This is a genomic window from Streptomyces sp. NPDC088116, assembly GCF_044741745.1.
GTDB lineage: Bacteria > Actinomycetota > Actinomycetes > Streptomycetales > Streptomycetaceae > Streptomyces.
In genome coordinates this window covers 276,525-293,989 of record NZ_JBIUTF010000004.1, presented here as the reverse complement: position 1 = coordinate 293,989, position 17,465 = coordinate 276,525, and the positions used below count along the sequence as shown (strand labels likewise).

Below are 17,465 nucleotides of genomic sequence, written 5' to 3'. Positions count from 1 at the left end.
CGTACCGGAGGGTGGTTGGCTGGCCGCGACTCACTGAAGAACCGAGTGCTGGAGGAAACGCCATGGCGCAGGTCGAGGCCACGACGGAGCGGATCATCGCGGCGGACGCGGAGACGCTGTTCGATGCGCTGGCCGACTACGAGAACACCCGCGCGAAGGTGCTCCCCGGCCAGTTCAGCGAGTACGAGGTACGGGAGGGCGGCGACGGAGAGGGCACCCTCGTCCACTGGAAGCTCCAGGCCACCAGCAAGCGCGTGCGCGACTGCCTGCTGGAGGTCACCGAGCCGAGCGACGGCCGGCTCGTCGAGAAGGACCGCAACTCCTCGATGGTCACCACCTGGACCGTCACCCCTGCCGGTGAGGGCCGTTCGAAGGCCGTCGTCACCACCGTCTGGGACGGCGCCGGCGGCATCGGCGGCTTCTTCGAGCGGACCTTCGCCCCCAAGGGCCTCGCGCGCATCTACGACGAGCTGCTCGCGAAGCTCGCCGCCGAGACCGAGAACGCCTCCTAGACCGGACTGGATCCGCCTGGGCGCGCCCCGGCAGATCTCCGCAGGCCGCCCCTGAGGTCACCGTTTCGGGTGGTTTTCCCCGCGGCGCCGTCGCGCACCTCTCGCGCGACGCGTCGCGGGAAATCCCTGATGAGCGCCCCGGAGCGGGCGCCGCCGCCCAACACGCCCCCGTCGCAACCCCTTTCGGTAGTCACCGTTCCGCTTGCCCCCTCTTGGCGGGCGGTGCGAAGAATGACGCCGCGCAGGTGCGACGAGGGGAGCAGTACGTGGGCGGTACCACTCTGCCGAAGGGCGCGGAGGAAGTGGGGGAACAGGGCCCCGGGCAGCAGGGCCCCGACCCGCTCCACCCCGGCTGGGCCCCGGCACCTCCCGCCCCGGCCCCCGCCGAATCCCTCAGCCCTCGTCGGCTGCGTCTGGTCGTGTTCGGGCTGATACTCGCCCTGTTGCTGGCCGCGCTGGAACAGATGATCGTGGCCACCGCGCTGCCGAAGATCGTCGGCGAACTCCAGGGCCTGGACCGGATGTCCTGGGCGATCACCGCGTACCTGCTCACCGCCACCATCGGACTGCCCGTCTACGGCAAGCTCGGGGATCTCTACGGCCGCAAGGGCGTCTTCCAGTTCGCGATCGTCGTCTTCGTCATCGGATCCGCGCTGGCGGGCTGGTCCCGCACCATGGACCAGCTGATCGCCTTCCGCGCCGTCCAGGGCATCGGCGCCGGCGGACTCATGATCGGCGTGCAGGCGATCATCGCGGACATCGTGCCGCCCAGGGAGCGCGGACGCTTCATGGGGCTCATCGGCGCGGCCTTCGGTCTCGCCTCCGTGGCGGGCCCGCTGCTCGGCGGCTTCTTCACCGACCATGTCTCCTGGCGCTGGTGCTTCTACTTCAATGTGCCGCTGGGCGTCGTCACCCTCGCCGTGGTCTCCGTGGTGCTCCGGCTCCCCAAGCCCGCCGCCCGCGGCCGGCTGGATGTCCTGGGCACGCTGCTGCTCGCCGCCGCGTCCACCTTCCTGGTGCTGCTGACCAGTTGGGGCGGTACGGAGTACGCGTGGGACTCCCGCGTCGTCCTCGGGCTGGCCGCGGGCGCTGCCGGAACGACTCTGCTCTTCCTGGTCGTCGAGAGCTTCGCCCCCGAACCGATCATTCCGCTGCGGCTGTTCCGCGACTCGGTCTTCAACATCACCGGCCTGATCGGCGCGGTCACCGCGGTGGCGCTGTTCGGCGCCAGCAGCTATCTGCCGACCTTCCTCCAGATGGTCGACGGGGTCGGCGCCACCGAATCGGGCCTGCTGATGCTGCCGATGATGGGCGGAATCGTCGGCGGCTCCATAGTCTCGGGACTCCTCGTCACCCGTACCGGGCGCTACAAGATCTATCCGCTGCTCGGCTGCGCGATCTCGGTGGAGGGGATGTGGCTGCTGTCCCGTCTGGAGGCAGGCACCTCCCTGCTCGAATGCGGCATCGCGCAGGGGGTCCTGGGGCTCGGCATGGGCCTGGTGATGCCGGTGCTCGTCGTCGCCGTACAGAACTCCGTTCCGCCCGCCGACCTCGGCACCGCCACCAGCGCCAGCAACTACTTCCGGCAGATCGGCGGCAGTGTGGGGGCCGCCGTCTTCGGCACGCTCTTCGCCGGCCGGCTCACCGACGCACTCGCCGACCGGCTCCCCGCCGGGGCCGATCTTCCCGAGCCCAAGTCGATCACCCCGCAACTGGTCCACGCCCTGCCGCCCGCGCTGCGCGACCCCTATGTCCAGGCCTACGCGGACGCGATGCCGCGCATCTTCCTCTACCTCGTGCCGGTGCTCGTGCTCGGCCTGTTGATCACTTTCTTCCTCAAGGAGAGACCGCTGGTGTCCCAGAACGCCGCCGAGCCCACCGCATTCCCCACCGAGCCGACCACGTTCCATGCCGAGCCCGCCACGTTCCACATCGAGCCCACCGCTTATCCCGCCGAGCCGGCACCGGTTCCCCCGCCGCGCGCCGCAGCCCCGCCGGCCGCACCCGCCTTCCCGGCCGCCTCTCAGGGCCCGGCCGCCTCCCAGGGCCCCGCTCCGTACATCTCGGGTGTGGCCGTGTGCGGCACCGTGCAGCACCACGACGGCACCGTCGTGCCCCGCGCCGCGCTCACCCTCATCGATGTCCACGGACAGCAGATCGGGCGCGGGGCGAGCGGAGGGGACGGGCGGTACGCGCTGAGCGTGCCCGGCTCCGGTTCGTACGTGATGATCGCGGCGGCCGGTGGCCATCAGCCGCAGGCCGTCACGGTGACCGTCGGCGAACGGCCCGTCGAGCTGGACGTGGTCCTCGGTGGCGCGGGCCGCCTGGCCGGAGCCGTACGCACCGCCGACGGCACCCCGGTGCGCGACGCGGCCGTGACCCTCACGGACGTACGCGGCGAGGTCGTCGCGAGCACCCGCAGCGGCCGTGAGGGCGCCTATGTGATCTCGGAGCTGGTGGCGGGGGAGTACACCCTGGCGGCGAGCGCCCCGGCCTTCCGGCCCGCGGCCCTCCCGGTCAGCGTGCAGGCCTCGCGCGAGACCCGGCAGGACATCGAACTGGCGGGCGGGGCAGTGCTGCGCGGTACGGTACGGGCCGGCGGAGGCCGTCCGGTCGAGGACGCGCGCGTCACTCTGCTCGACGCGGCGGGCAATGTGGTGGACACCCTCACCACCGGTCCCGACGGCATCTTCCGGTTCGTGGATCTCTCCTCGGGCGAGTACACGGTGATCGCCGCGGGCTATCCGCCGGTGGCCACCGTGCTCCGCATGGCGGGCGGCGGACGCACCGAACGCGACCTCCAACTGGGCCACGAGGACTGACTTATTTTCAGTCAACTGTGGGTTGTGCGCGGGCGCACTACCTATTAGTTCATTGACCGGCGCATCGTGTGTGCAGGGCCTTACCGTGGAGGGCGGAGCCGCGGATCCTGGCGGCAGGGAAGGAGCCTCCCACCCATGGACAGTGGTATTCCGCCGGGACTGCCGCAGGACTTCGCCGCGGCCGGCCGGATCCCGCTCGCCGTGGTCGTCGTGGACGGTGACGGACTGGTGTCGCACTGGTCGACCGGCGCACGGCGACTTTTCGGCCACGCGAGGGAAGAGGCGATCGGGCAGCCCGCCAGCGATCTGATGCCGGTCGCCGGAGCCCTCGCCGAGGGCGAACAGGGGGTGGCCCACGGCACGTACGACTCGTACGACGATCTGGGTCCGGAGCTGCACACACGGGGCTCCTATCCCACCGGGGGATGCGCGAAGCTCTCCGCTCCCGGGCGTGGCCGGCTCGACGTGCTGTGGTGGGCGTATCCACTCATCGGTCCGGGGCCGGGACGACACCTCGTACTCGCCGCCGACGCGGCCCAGTTCCGGCGGGACGAAGAGGAAGCCACGAACGACCGGACGGGCGCTCCGCGGATCTTCCCGGGCTTCGCTCCGTACACCGAATTCCAGGACTCCGACGCGCTGGCCCGGCGGCTGCCGGACATTCTGCCGAACATGGGCCCCGCCGAGTCCAACCGCATCGTCGACCAGGTCCTCGAACTGGGTTATCCGGTACTGGAGTTCAGTCATCAGGAACGGGTTCCCGTCACCCCGGACTGGGGTGTGCCGCGCCGGGCGGCCGGACGAGGGGGCACTGCCGTCGCCACGCCCGCCGGACCCGGGCAGCCCCGGCGGGCGGCGGTTCCCCGCCCCCAACTCGACCTCGAATACGCCGCCGTGCGCGAACGGCTGGAGTTCCTGAACGAGGTCAGTGGCCGCATCGGCTCGTCCCTGGACCTGGCCCGTACGATCCGTGAGGTCACCAGCGCCGCCGTCCCCCGCTTCACCGACTTCGCGGGTACGCATCTGCGTGCCGCGGTGCTGGCCGGCGAGGGATTCCCGGACGGGCCGCCCGATGTGACCACCATCTGGCACCGGGTCTGGGTGGAGCACAACGACGAGCCGGGCCGCTGGGACGACACGGTGCCGGTCGGTGAGGCCATCGCCTTCCCCGAACACACGCCGTTCTTCCAGTGCATGGTCACCGGCGAGCCCGTGCTGATCCCACGGATCAGCGAGGAGGACGGCAACCGCATCTCCGGCGAGTTCGAGAAGCGGGATCTGCGTCCCCTCATCAATCACCGGTCCATGCTGCTCGTGCCGTTGAAGGCGCGCGACGTGGTGCTCGGCTTCATGGTGCTGATGCGACGGCCCGAACGCGAGCTGTTCGACGACATGGACCGTACGACCGGAGCCGAACTCGCCGCGCGGGCCGGTCTCGTACTCGACAACGCCCGGATGTACACGTACCAGGAGAATGTCGCCGAGACGCTCCAGGACAGCATGCTGCCGCAGGTCGCCCCGCGCATGGCGGGCTGCGACATCGCCACCCGCTATCTGCCGGGCACCCGGCTCGGCCGGATCGGCGGTGACTGGTTCGACGCCGTCAAACTGCCCGGGTCGCGCACCGCGCTCGTCGTCGGCGATGTGATGGGCCACGGACTCAACTCGGCCGCGATGATGGGCCAGTTGCGTACCGCCGTTCAGACCATGGCGACCATGGAGATGCCACCCGCACAACTGATGCGCAATCTGGACGACTTGGCGCAGCGGCTCGGCGAACAGTACCTGGCGACCTGCCTGTACGCGGTGTACGACCCGATCACGTCCGAGCTCCAGATCGCCAACGCCGGACATATCCCTCCCGTCCTCGTCCGCGCCGAGGACGGCAGGAGCGAAGTGCTCGACCTGCCGACCGGAGCGCCCATCGGGGTGGGCCAAGTGGCCTTCGAGACGGCGACCGTGAAGGTCGGGCCGGGGGACCGGCTGGTGTTGTGCACCGACGGGCTGGTCGAAGTGCGCGGCGCGGACATCGGGGACGGCCTGGCGGCCCTCTGCGCGTCCGCGGCGCACCCCGCCGCCTCGATGGACAGCGCCTGCGACACCATCATCCGCGCGCTGAACACCCGCGACGGCCGCAAGGACGATGTGGCCCTGCTGATGGCGAGGCTGAACGGGATCCCCGACGAGGACGTGGCCGAGTTCCAACTCGACCTGGATCCACGGGAGGTGGGCAGGGCCAGACGTCTGGCGCGTGGGCAGCTGCTCGACTGGGAGCTGCCCGACGCGGTGGAGGCAGCCGAGCTGATGGTCAGTGAGCTGGTCACCAACGCCCTGAACCACGCGCGGTCCCGTCAGGTCGGGCTGCGCCTGGTCCGTACGGACGCGCTGCTGTGCGAGGTGACCGACGACGAACCGGCCCCGGCCGCCCTGCTGGACGCGGGCCATGACGACGAGTTCGGGCGCGGACTGCGGGTGGTGAGCCGGCTGGCCCGGGAGTGGGGCACCAGCAGCTCGGCCCACGGCAAGACGGTCTGGTTCGAGCAGACCCTGACACGGAGGCCCACCACGCGGCCGTCCCGGTCCGCGCGGGCCGCCTAGGGTCTTTCGTTTGGATCAGGCCGGATCAGGGAGCGGGGTCTGGTGCCGTGGATCGCAAGACGGAGGAGCGCGGCGACGCGGAGCGTCGTGGAGTGACGACAACGCGGCGAGGCGCGGTGCCGGGGCACGCGAGCCCGGCAAGATCCAAACGAGAGGCCCTGAGGGCTGTCCCGTAATCCCTGGTGGATCAGCGTGCGGCGTCAGATGCGGTGCATCGCAAGGCCGGGGGCGTCCGCATACTGGATGTATGTGGACGTTCCGGCAACGCGGCGAGGCGCCGTAGCTGTCGTCGTGCGGCCCGCCGGGGATTGCGGGACAGCCCTTAGGACCTCTCTTTCCCCGGCCCTCCCGCTCGAAGGGGAAGTGAAGATTTTTCCCGCGCTCTTGTCCCCGGACCTGCGCAAACGGTAGTCCGGTCTCCACACCCCCGCGTTCCGCGGGCCTGACCTGGGGAGACAAATGGACGTGTCGCAGCGGTACCGGGAGGCATGGGACGGCTTCTGGCGGGAGACCTCCGGCACACCGGGTGAGGCGATCTGGGACTGCGATCCGTCCCTCGCCTCCGTACCGGACAGCGAACTGCTGCTCCGGCACGCCGACACCTCACTGCCCGTGGTCGACCTGGGCTGTGGCAACGGCACCCAGACCCGATATCTCGCCACCCTTTTCGCACGGGCCATCGGTGTGGACCTGTCGTACGCGGCGATCGAGCACGCGCGCCGCGCGGACACCATGACAGCCGCCGAGTTCGAGCAGCTCAACCTGGTCGATCACGACGCGGTGCGCGCGCTGCGGGAGCGGACCGGCGACACCAACGTCTATATGCGGGCGGTGATACACCAGAGCGAACCGCAGGACCGGCCCGCCGTCGCCGAGGCCGTCGCGGAGCTGCTCGGCGCGCGGGGCCGCGCCTTCGTCGCCGAGCTGACCAGTGGATCGAGGGCGGTGCTGCGGCAGGCTTCGGAGGGACCGGGCGGCCCGCCGGAGAAGCTGCGGCGGGTGTTCGACCACGGACTCAAGCCGGCCGGGGCCGAGGACGAGGAGGTGCCCGGACTGCTGCGCGCGGCCGGGCTGACGGTCCTGGCGAGCGGGGACACCGCGCTCGTTCAGACGGAGCGGCTGGCGGACGGGACACGTATCGATCTGCCGGCCCGATGGTTCGTCCTCGCGCGGGCGTAGCGGGAGTCGGCGTAGCCGGAGTTGGCGGAGGCGGAGGCGGCGCGCGGCGGCGTCCCCGGCGTGTTTTCTCCGTTTTTCTCCGTGTCGATTACCTGGCGGGTAATCGCGCCGGACCGATGCCTGGTTGTACCGTTGCTGGAATCTCGATCCCCTCTCTCAATTCCGCCAGATCCCCCTCTCTCTTGAATTCCGCCAGGTGTACCGATGGAGGCCCGATGAGTTATGACAAGGGGCAGATCACGAGCCGCTGGTTCCAGTCGAGTGCGCCACGCCCGGACGCTGCCATCCGGCTGTTCGTCCTGCCGTACGGGGGCGGTTCAGCCGTCGCGTATTCCAGATGGGCCTCGCTGTTCCCGGCCGATGTGGAGCTTCAGGCCGTACAGCTCCCCGGCCGTCAGGGCCGCCGGAACGAGGAGGTCTTCACCGAGGTCGAGCCGCTCGTCGAGGCGCTGTACGACGCGGTGGAGGGCGAGTTGGACGGCCGGCCCTTCGCGTTCTTCGGGCACAGCATGGGCGCGATGCTCAGCTATCGGCTCACCGTCGCGATGGAGAGCGAGGGAGGTCCCAGCCCCGCGCTGCTCGCCGTATCCGGCTGGGCGGGGGCGGCGCACCGGACCAGCCCGGTACCGATCAAGGATCTCTCGGACGACGAATTCATCAGCAGAATCCAGGAGTTCGGTGCGCTGCCGCCGGAGATCACGGAGAACGAGGAGTTGCGCGAACTGGTCCTCCCCGCGCTGCGCGCGGACTTCTCGGTGATCAACGACTACTCCGACGACGCCGCCCCGGTCTCCTGCCCGGTCGTGGCCTACGGGGGGAAATCCGATCCGCTGCTGGAAAACGGCTCGATGGCCACCTGGGCCGGCCTGAGCGAGAAATTCCTCGGGCTCGGCGAATTTCCCGGATCGCACTTCTACCTCTTCGAGCACGCCCTGTCCGTCGCGACGGATCTGGGACGGCATCTGAGGCGCGCCGCAGGCACGAGTTCCCGGGGCTGACCGGAAACGGTCCACAGGAGCACGGGTTGGTCCGACCGGCGCACTCCGGTCGGGCCAACCCGTGCTCTGTGGCGGCCTCTTCGGCTTCTTCGGCCGTGATCAGTGAATGCCGCTCTGCCTGCCCTGCCAGAACGTCTCACGCAGCTCACGGCGGAGGATCTTGCCGGTCGGGTTGCGCGGCAGGCTGTCCACGATGTCGTACTTCATGGGAATCTTGTAGTCGGCGATGGAGCCCTTCAGCGAGAGCATCAGCTCTCGCGGGCTGACCCGCTCCCCGGGCCGCAGCACCACACAGGCGTGCACGGCCTCGCCCCAGTTCTCGTCCGGTACGCCGATCACGCCCGCCTCGGCGACGGCGGGGTGCCGTTCCAGCGCCTCCTCGACCTCGGCGGGATAGACGTTCGCACCGGCGACGATGATGATGTCCTTGACCCGGTCGCACAGGTAGAGGTATCCGTCGGCGTCCAGATAGCCCGCGTCGCCCATGTGCAGCCAGCCGTCGACCAGGGTCCTGCCTGTGACCTCCGGCATCTTCCAGTAGCCCAGCATGGCCGCGGGCGTACGCACACAGACCTCGCCGATCTCACCCGTGGCCACCTCGCGGCCGTCCTCGCCGACGATCTTCAACTCGACGCCGGGGACGGGATATCCGGCCGCCTTGAGCCGCGGACCGCCCGGCACATGCTCGGACGGCGGCAACAGGGTCACCGCGTTTCCCGCCTCCGTGGCCGAGTACGCCTGGACGAAGTCGGCCTTGATCACATCGAGGCACTGTCCCAGCAGCGCCTCCGAGATCGGTGACGCCCCGTAGACGATCTTGCGCAGCGAGGCGAACGCCTCGGTGTCGGCGGCCGGTTCGGCCAGCATCATCTGCAGCATGGCGGGCGCGACGAACGTCGTCGTGACACCGAGGTCACGGATCGCCCGGACGGCGTCCTGGCCGACAAAACTGCGCAGCACCACATTCGTGGCACCGGCGCAGAAGCCCTGCATGGACCAGTTCAGCCCCGCCATGTGCAGGCCGGGCAGGCTGATCAGGCTCGTGTCGTCGGCGCTCCAGTCCACCCAGTCGAGCCCCGCCCGCCGCAGGGACTTGCCGAGCGCGAAGAAGCTGCGATGCGGGATCACCGCGCCCTTCGGTGAACCGGTGGTGCCGCTGGTGTACACCTGGGCCATCGGGTCCTCGGGGCCGACCCGCACCGTGAGGTCCGAGTCGCTGTGGCCCGCCTTCCACGCGAGGTAGCCCGCTCCCCGTTCCTGAGCCGAGTCCAGGGCCACCACGGCCCGCAGCTTCGGCAGGTCGTCCGCCACCTTCGCGACGGTGTCGGCGAACTCGCGCTCCACAAAGACCAGTTCGGTGTCGGAGTCGCGCAGGATGTGGTCGACCTCCGACGCGGTCAGCCGCCAGTTGACCGGTACGAGTACGGCGCCGGTCTTGGCGCAGGCGAAGGCGATCTCGTAGTAGTGCTGGGACTCCTTGCCCAGATAGGCCACCCGTCCACCGCGCGTGACGCCCGCAGCGGACAGCGCGTGCGCGCTGCGATTGCTCTCCCTGTGCAGTTCGCCGTAACTCACCTCGGTACCGAGGAAGTTGATGGCGATGTGCTCGGGCCGGTACCGGGCGTGATGGCCGGGTATGGCATTGAGTGTGTGCAGTTCGGGCTCGTTCATACTCTCTCATCTGACGGGCCGGCTCAGGCCGGACGAGGAGGTCAGCTCGGTACGAGCTGCTGGTCGACGTAGGCGGCGAGGCGCCCGGCCGTGGGGTGGTCGAACAGCGTCGAGACGGGGAAGGTGATGCCCAGCGCGGACATGAGTCCGGCGCGCAGTTCGTCGGCGGCCAGCGAATCCAGTCCCAGCTCGGAGAAGTTCGCCTCCTTCTCCACTTCGTCGATGTCGCCGAAGTCGAGGGTGAGGGCCAGCCGGCCACGGATGAAGTCGGTGAGCGCGGCCCGGCGTTCAGCCGCCTCCAGCGCCGTGAGCGCCGCCGGATCGAGGGTCACGGCGGCCGCGGCCGCGGCCGCGACGGGGGCGGGCGCCGAGGCGGGCCGCCGCGTACCGGTGTCGTCCGCGGGGCGGGGCCGGTCCGTGAGCGGCAGCCAGTACCGCTTGTGGTCGAACGCGTACGTGGGAAGAGCGACCCTGCCGCGGACGGCGGCACCGTGGAAGCCCGGCCAGGAGAAGCGGATGCCCGTCTCGTACAGCTGGGCCACCGCCTTCAGGAGCGTACCGTCGTCCTGCGCGGCCGGCCGCAGGCTGGTCAGCCACACCTGGTCCTCGGCGGCCACACACCGCTTGGCGAGCGCGGAGAGCGTGCTCGCCGGGCCGATCTCGATGAACACATGGGGGCCCCGGCGCTCGGCGGTGCGTATCCCGGTCATGAAGTCCACCGGCTCGGTGAGATGCCGCACCCAGTAGTCGGGGCGGGAGATCTGCCGCCAACGGGCCAGCTCGCCGGTCAGGTTGGAGACGAAGGACAGCTCGGGCTCGTGGAACGTGACCCCTTCGAGCACCGCGCGGAATTCCTCGGCGACCTCGTTCATCAGCGGGGAGTGGAAGGCCTGGGAGACCGACAGGCGCTTGATCCTGACGCCCTGCGCCTCCAGTTCCCCGACGAGGTCGTCCAAGGCCTCACGGCCGCCGGAGACCACGCACTGCGAGGGAGTGTTGACCGCGGCGATCGCCAGGTCCGGATACTTCTCCACCAGAGGTTCGACCGTCTCCACGGCGGCCCGTACAGCGGCCATGCCGCCGGGCGCCGACACGGAGTCCATCAGACGGGCCCGTGCGGCCACCAGCTCGACCGCGTCGGGCAGGTCGAAGAGACCGGCGACCGTCGCGGCCACGATCTCGCCGATGCTGTGGCCGATCATCGTGCTGGGACGTACTCCCCACGACAGCCACAGTTTCGCCAGCGCGTACTCCAGCACGAACAGCGCGGGCTGGGTGGAGCGGGTCCGGTTGATCTCCTCCGGGTCCTCGGTCCCGCCGAACATGACGGCCTTGACCGAACGGCCGAGATGCGGTGCGAAGAGCTTGTCGCACTCGTCGACCACGCGGCGGAACTCCGGGTGGCGCCGGTAGAGTCCGGCCCCCATTCCGGCGTACTGGGCGCCCTGCCCGGTGAACAGGAACGCCACCTTGCGGATGCCGCCGCTCTCGCCGTGGCCACCGCGCTCCAGCAGGGCCAGCCGGTCCGCGAGCAGGCTGTCCAGCTCCTCGCGATCGCGGACCACACCGGAGACGCGGTGCGGGAAGTGGGCCCGGCCGACATGGCCCGTGTAGCAGATCTCCCCGACACCGAGTCCGAGATGAGCCGACAGCGCACGCTGGTAGCGCTCGATCTGGAGCCCCAGTGACTTCTTGCTCTTCGCGGAGAGTGTGAAGACATGGCTCGCGCCCTCCTCGGACGGCTGAGCGGGCCGCGGAGCGGCGGACGGCGGCGCCTCCTCCAGCACCGCCGACGCGATGGTTCCGGTGAATCCGAAGGAGTTCACCAGCGCCCGGCGGGTCTGCCCTTCCCAGGGCAGGCACTCCGTCGGCACGGTGACGGGGTAGTTCGCCCACGGGATACGAGTGGAGGGCGTATGGAAGTTCACGTGCGGGAAGATGGTGCGGTTCCGTAGCTGAGCCACCGTCTTGACGATGCCCGCGATACCGGCCGCAGGTTCCAGATGCCCGATATTGGTCTTGTGGGAGCCGACCACGACCGGGGCGTCCACGCTGTGCGAATCGCCGAACACATCACTGATCGCGCCCATCTCGATCGGGTCGCCGAGCGGGGTGCCGGTCCCGTGTGCCTCGACGTACTGGATGTCCGAGGGCTCCAGCGGGGAGGCGGCGAGCGCCCGGCGCATCACCGCCTCCTGCGCCGTCCCGTTCGGTACGTGCAGTCCGGCGCTCTCGCCGTCCTGCGCCACGGCGGTACCGCGGACCAGCGCGAGTACGGTGTCCCCGTCCCGCTTGGCGTCCGACATCCGCTTGAGCACCAGCACGCCACAGCCCTCGGCCCGGCCGTAGCCGTCGGCGCTGTCGTCGAAGGTCTTGCAGCGGCCGTCGGGGGAGAGGGCCTCCATGTCGGAGAAGAGCACACTCCCGCGCGGATGGTGAATGGTGTTCACACCCCCGCACAGCGCGATCTCGCACTCGCCTCGGCGCAACCCCTCCACGGCCTGGTGCAGCGCGACGAGGGAGGCCGAACAAGCGGTGTCGACACAGATGCTGGGGCCGCGCCAGCCGAGGAAGTACGACAGCCGGCCGCAGATGGCGGAGTGGGACACACCCGCCGCGACATGACCGTCGAGCTCGTCGTACCCGAGCCCCTCCAGCTCCATCGCGTAGTCGAGAGCGCTGGCGGCCATGTACACGCCGCCGTTGCCGTGCCGGAGCGCGGTGGGATCGATGTTCGCGTTCTCCAGGGCCTCCCAGGCCGTCTCCAGGATGAGACGCTGCTGCGGATCGACCCAGTTGGCCTCCTTCGGGGAGATGTTGAAGAACTTGGCGTCGAACTGGTCGATCCGGTCGAGGAAGCCGCCGGCCCCCGCGCGCATGGACCCCTTGCCCGCGCCCTTCGTGAACGCGGCCATGTCCCAGCGGTCCTCGGGCACCGGGACCGTCGCCGACCGGCCGTCGCGGAGGAACTCCGTGAACTCGTCGAGGGAGTTGCTGCCTCCCGGGAAGCGCAGCCCGACGCCGACCACCGCGATCGGCTCGTACTTCTCCAGCATCAGCCGCTGGATGAGTTCGCCCTGCTGGTGGATGGTGCTCAGGGCCTCGTCGAGCTGGGCGGCCGCGGAAACGGCCTCTGCGTTCGCCATGGTTCCTACCTCTGGTAGAGATTCTTCAGCGCGGCATCGAGAAACGCGTTGGGGGTCGTGGCCGAAGGCGCTGCCGTGGCGGCCGCAGGCGCGTGGAACAGATCGGTGAGGAGGTCCTCCGTGAGATGCCTCAGCAACGCCTCCACGGTCGGACTGTTGAACAGCAGATTGGCGTCGACCTCGATGCCCAGGAGCCGTTCGAACCGCTGCTTGAGGCCAGTGATGCTCAGCGAGGTCATACCGAGGTCGAAATAGCTCTGGTCCGGCGGGAGGTCGTCCTCGTCGGTCATCAGCAGTACGGCCTTGAACTCCTCCGTCACCAGCTCCTCAAGCGCGTCCCGGCGCTCGGACCTGGGAAGGTCCAGCAGCATCCGCATGGTCGGCGTGGCCGTTTCCGGCGTATCCGGTGTCATTCCGCTCCCTCCGGGCCCGCGGCATCACGTCTCGACTTCCATCCCGTCGCGCGGGTGCCGCGGAGTGCGTCGGACGGCTCCGCCGGAACCGCTCGGCCTTCATCAAGCCATCCGTCACGGGGGCCGTCCAGGCCACGGGAGCGGCGCGGCAGCACGCCGTCAGCGCGGCATCAGGCGGGCCCGCGCACCGCACACGCCGAACTCCCGCCGCGGCCGGGGCGCTGCGACGGGAGTTCGGGACAGACGGGGACCCCAAGGGCCGTCCGTGGACGGCCCTTGCACAACCAGGGGAATCAGGCGGCCGGCTCCATCACCATGAACTGGTAGTCCGTGACGATGAGACCGTCCTTGTCGCGCACGATGTACTCCGTGCCCACGGCCGCCACATCGCCGCCACCGGCGGGAACCATGTGCCAGGTGATCCGCAGGGCCCCGTGGTTCTCCACGTACTCGTGCGCGGTGAAGACGAAGCCCTTCACGATGAAGTCCTCGTACGCCTCGTCAATGGCCTCGAGGACCTGCGCGTGCCCGAGGAACTCCCGGTTCACGTTGGCGTAGTGGCCGTCGCTCGTCCAGAGTTCGCCGACGGCCTTCCGGCGGCGGTCGGGATCCGACTCGTTCCACAGGTCGGTGTAGCGCTCCACGAAATCGGCGACTGTGCTCAAGGTGTTTCCTCCCAGAAAGAAGACCGAGGTATCCCGGCGCCGGCCCCGACCGATGGGTACCGCCGCCTGGAACGTCTCTCAATCTGGCAGTCCGTTCGCGAGACGTCGATTACCTCGGAAGTAATCGTGCGCGACACGCGCCTTCAGCGCGTACGAGGGGCCCCGGCCCTCGACAGCGCGGGGCCGCCCGGCCCGTGCTAGTGTCCGCTGATACTTCGGGGCCTGGAGAGGTGATGGTGAAGCGCTGAGGCCGTATGTGCGTCACCCGGGTGAAATGTCGCTATGGAGAGCGCATTGATATCGCCGTCGGCGGAGGCGAATTCCGTGGTGGAACTGAAAAAGCGGAGCTCGGTGTCCAGGGCGCGCAGATGCAGGGACCCCACGAAGATCTCCGGACGGTCCCTCTCCTGGTACGAGGAGAGCCGTCCCCGTCCCGGATAGGCATAGGCGCTGACCTCGCCGTACAGCGAGCGCAGCTGTTCGTTGCCGGACGATCTCGCCAGAGAGCGGAGCCTGGACAACTCCTCGTCCCGCCACTCGGTGAAGTTGATGACATGGCCCGCCAGCCCGTCCGGATGAAGGCTGAGCCGGAGGGCGCTGACCGGCGGTTCCAGCAACTCCGGTGCCACCGCCTCCGTCAGCAAATTCATCAACGCCTGGTTGGTCTGCACGATGTTGAGAGCGGTGTCGTACGCCAGGGCGGGGTAGGGTTCGTGCCCCTTCAGCAGGCGATAGGCAGCCTCCTTGGCGGTGTACGTCCGTGATTCCACGACCGGTGGCCGCTCCGCCAGCGGGGCGTATCCCGAAGCCAGGAGCATGGAATCCCGTTCCTGGGTGGGGACTTCGAGGACATCCGCCAGTCGTAAGATCAATTTTCTGCTCGGCCGCGCACGGTCGTTCTCCACGAAACTCACATGCTTGGCTGAGCTGTTGGCCATGAGCGCGAGAGCCATCTGGCTCAGGTTCCGCTGCTGACGCCACCCGCGGAGCAGGGTGCCGGTCGTGACGTGTCCAAGTTGTCCAGACCTATCAAGCATGGAGTTCATAGTACGGGACCGGTCTCATTTTGGTATCTGGCGTGCGACTGACCGTCATTGCCATCCGGGGTCCTGGCCTGGCCTTTTCTCGCGCCGAGTTGATGACTTGCCCAGGAAGCCGCCATGTCGTTTGTGGTGATGTTTGTACTGGGCTGTCCTGACGTGTGCCCACCGCCTCGCGCACGCCGGCCGCGACTCGCCTTCCGCCGCCGGGTATCGGTTGCTGATGGAGCGCTGACGCGGCACTGACCGATTTCGCCTTCGAGTCGCCATCGGCTTCACCCATCGCCATGGCCGGTGTTAACTGGTCACCGTTCTCGAGTGGTTCTCGAGGCAACGTGAAAGCGGTCCGGAAATAAGAGCCCGTTCGAAGGAACGAGCTCTGAATTTCAAGGGAGAGGTACCCGAAGCGGCCTAACGGGGGCCTTTACGGCCGGGTTGACGCCCTCGCAGGTTCGAATCCTGCCCTCTCCGCACACCGTGAGGAAGCCGCCGACGCGGCAGCAGTATCGGACACGGCTGAGCGGTCCGATCAGGGCCCTCCCGTTCCCTTGTGGCGTGGGTCCGGCGAGTGACGCCGGACAACTCTGTCCAGACGCATATGAGTGGGCCACTCCAATTCCTTCGGAACGCCATGGCAATTCATGAGCCTCGCCGTGTGTGCGAATCTCGGAAAGACAGGGTCGAAGCATGGAATCATCGACCGGGATCTGGCCGGATCATGTGAGGGTCAACCCCTCCCATCCGGGCAGGATCATCCCGACCTACCCCTCCTACGTGGGAGGCCGTGACCTCCCGTCGGACGCGTACGTCTACACCGTCACGACATCCTCGATCCTGGACGACGTCTTCGAGAGCCTGACGCTCAAGCGGAAGCTGGAACGCGGTTCCGTCGATGTCTCCGAGGCCGCCGACTTCGTCGTCGGACGGTGTGCCGTGGCCGACGGAGCGACCGTCGAAGCGGCGACGGCCGCCGCGGCGGCCGCCGCGCCGCAGTGGGCCCGGATGCCCCTGCGGACCAGGATGCGACTGGGCGCGGGCATCAGGGAGCGGCTGCGGCTGCGGCACGCGGAATTCGTCAAGCTGCTCATCGCCGAGGGCACGCCCCGCGCACTCGCCGAGTGGCAGGTCGCCGGCCTGCTGGAGATCTTCAGCGAGGAGACCCTCGGCTGGTGCGCCGACCAGCTGTGGCAGGAGATCGACCACAGCGGCCGCCGGATGGTGCTCCGCCGTGTCGCCGACGGTGTCGTGGCGGTCAACCCACCGCAGAACGCGCCCGCCAGCAGCGCCCTGTTCGGCATCACCCCGCTGCTGGCCGGCAACGCGGTCGTGCTCCGGGCGCCGCGCAGCGCACCGTTCGGAGTCATGTTCGCGATGCGCGAGCTGGTGGTCCCCGTTCTCGAGGAGATCGGCGCGCCGCCCGGCACCCTGAATGTGTTCTGCGCCCGTCCGGGGCCGGTCCTCAAGGGCTGGCTGGACAGCCCGCGGATCAACGACATCTTCTACACCGGCGGGGTGACCAGGGGCCTGGACCTGGAGCGGGAGTGCGTGGCCCGTGGCAAGAAGCCCATCCTGGAACTGGCCGGCAACGACTGTGTGCTGGTGTGGCGCGACGCCGACATCGAAGCCGCCGCCGAGGCCCTCAGCGAGTGCTTCTTCGGGTCCGGTCAGATCTGCATGGTGCCCAACCAGGTGCTGGTGCACCCGGCCGTCGCCGACGAACTGCTGGAGCGACTGCGGCTCACCGCGTCACTGATCCGGCCGGGGCTGCCGGAGGACCCGGGGGCGTTGCTGTCACCCGTACTGCGCAGCGAGCGGTTCTTCGAGTACGTGCGTGACGCGCTGGACAAGGGCGCCACCGTGGTCCACGGGGCGCGTCGGCTGGAGACGGACGGCAGTCCCTCGGACACCGGGCTGTTCCTCGAACCCACCGTGCTGCGGGTCGACGGGCTCGAGCACTGCCGGGACATCGAAGCGGTACGGGAGGAGACCTTCTTCCCGCTGCTGCCGGTCGTGGTGCCGGAACCGGCCTCCGACGCCGAACTGCTCGACGCGATGCTCGGCTACGTCAACGAGAACCCCTACGGTCTGCGCAACTCCCTGTGGGCGAAGGACAAGGCCGTCATCGACAGCTTCGTGTCCGAAGTCTCCAACGGCGGGCTCCTGAAGGTCAACGACTCGCACATCGGCTTTCTGCCCTACCTGCCGACCCACGGCGGCACCGGCCGTACCGGCGGAGCGTTCGGCCAGGCCAACTACCCCATGCTCAGCTGCACCCACCTCCAGGGGGTGTCCATCGCCGAAGGGATCAGGCCCCGCGAGGCGGTCTTCGGCGCCTACGCCGAACTCCTGAAGGGCGATTCCCCGAGCGGTGACGACACGACGGGCACCGCGGACGCGGTGTCCGCGGCCAACACGTGAGGA

At 69.1% G+C, this 17,465-nt stretch carries 11 protein-coding genes; 6 read left to right on the top strand and 5 right to left on the bottom strand.

The annotated features are described in order from the left end of the window. The first annotated feature begins 62 nt into the window (after positions 1 to 62). The 5 genes from ACIOJD_RS18255 (at position 63) to ACIOJD_RS18235 (ending at position 8,109) form a co-directional block, all read left to right on the top strand. Positions 63 to 512: an SRPBCC family protein gene (locus ACIOJD_RS18255; protein WP_401914447.1), complete on the top strand. Its 450-nt coding sequence runs from the start codon at positions 63 to 65 to the stop codon at positions 510 to 512. 266 nt (positions 513 to 778) lie between these two features. Further along, complete coding sequence (locus tag ACIOJD_RS18250) at positions 779 to 3,334, top strand: MFS transporter (RefSeq protein WP_401914444.1); 2,556 nt, start codon at positions 779 to 781, stop codon at positions 3,332 to 3,334. Positions 3,335 to 3,469: 135 nt separating this feature from the next. Further along, positions 3,470 to 5,932 (top strand): SpoIIE family protein phosphatase, encoded by a 2,463-nt coding sequence (locus ACIOJD_RS18245; protein WP_401914443.1) that lies wholly within the window; start codon positions 3,470 to 3,472, stop codon positions 5,930 to 5,932. A gap of 459 nt (positions 5,933 to 6,391) precedes the next feature. Then, positions 6,392 to 7,111: a class I SAM-dependent methyltransferase gene (locus tag ACIOJD_RS18240; RefSeq protein ID WP_401914440.1), complete on the top strand. Its 720-nt coding sequence runs from the start codon at positions 6,392 to 6,394 to the stop codon at positions 7,109 to 7,111. Between the two features lie 215 nt (positions 7,112 to 7,326). After that, entirely contained in the window at positions 7,327 to 8,109 is a 783-nt protein-coding gene (locus tag ACIOJD_RS18235; protein ID WP_401914438.1) for a thioesterase II family protein, read from the top strand. A 99-nt stretch (positions 8,110 to 8,208) separates the two neighbouring features. On the opposite strand, the gene ACIOJD_RS18230 is transcribed toward ACIOJD_RS18235, so the two are convergent. The 5 genes from ACIOJD_RS18230 to ACIOJD_RS18210 all read right to left on the bottom strand — a co-directional run bounded on the left by ACIOJD_RS18230 (position 8,209) and on the right by ACIOJD_RS18210 (position 15,041). After that, a complete protein-coding gene (locus tag ACIOJD_RS18230; protein WP_401914435.1) occupies positions 8,209 to 9,780 on the bottom strand; it encodes a fatty acid--CoA ligase in 1,572 nt (523 codons plus the stop codon). A gap of 41 nt (positions 9,781 to 9,821) precedes the next feature. After that, entirely contained in the window at positions 9,822 to 12,926 is a 3,105-nt protein-coding gene (locus ACIOJD_RS18225; RefSeq protein WP_401914434.1) for a type I polyketide synthase, read from the bottom strand. Between the two features lie 5 nt (positions 12,927 to 12,931). Then, positions 12,932 to 13,339, bottom strand: coding sequence for an acyl carrier protein (locus tag ACIOJD_RS18220; RefSeq protein WP_401914432.1), 408 nt, complete (start codon positions 13,337 to 13,339; stop codon positions 12,932 to 12,934). 293 nt (positions 13,340 to 13,632) lie between these two features. Continuing rightward, the gene (locus ACIOJD_RS18215) at positions 13,633 to 14,004 is read right to left on the bottom strand and encodes a nuclear transport factor 2 family protein (protein WP_401914429.1); all 372 of its coding nucleotides are present in this window, start codon (positions 14,002 to 14,004) and stop codon (positions 13,633 to 13,635) included. 197 nt (positions 14,005 to 14,201) lie between these two features. Continuing rightward, positions 14,202 to 15,041: a helix-turn-helix domain-containing protein gene (locus ACIOJD_RS18210; protein ID WP_401914426.1), complete on the bottom strand. Its 840-nt coding sequence runs from the start codon at positions 15,039 to 15,041 to the stop codon at positions 14,202 to 14,204. A 690-nt stretch (positions 15,042 to 15,731) separates the two neighbouring features. Between ACIOJD_RS18210 and ACIOJD_RS18205 the strand changes: the two genes are divergently transcribed. Next, positions 15,732 to 17,462, top strand: coding sequence for an aldehyde dehydrogenase family protein (locus ACIOJD_RS18205; protein ID WP_401914424.1), 1,731 nt, complete (start codon positions 15,732 to 15,734; stop codon positions 17,460 to 17,462). The last annotated feature ends 3 nt before the right edge of the window (positions 17,463 to 17,465 follow it).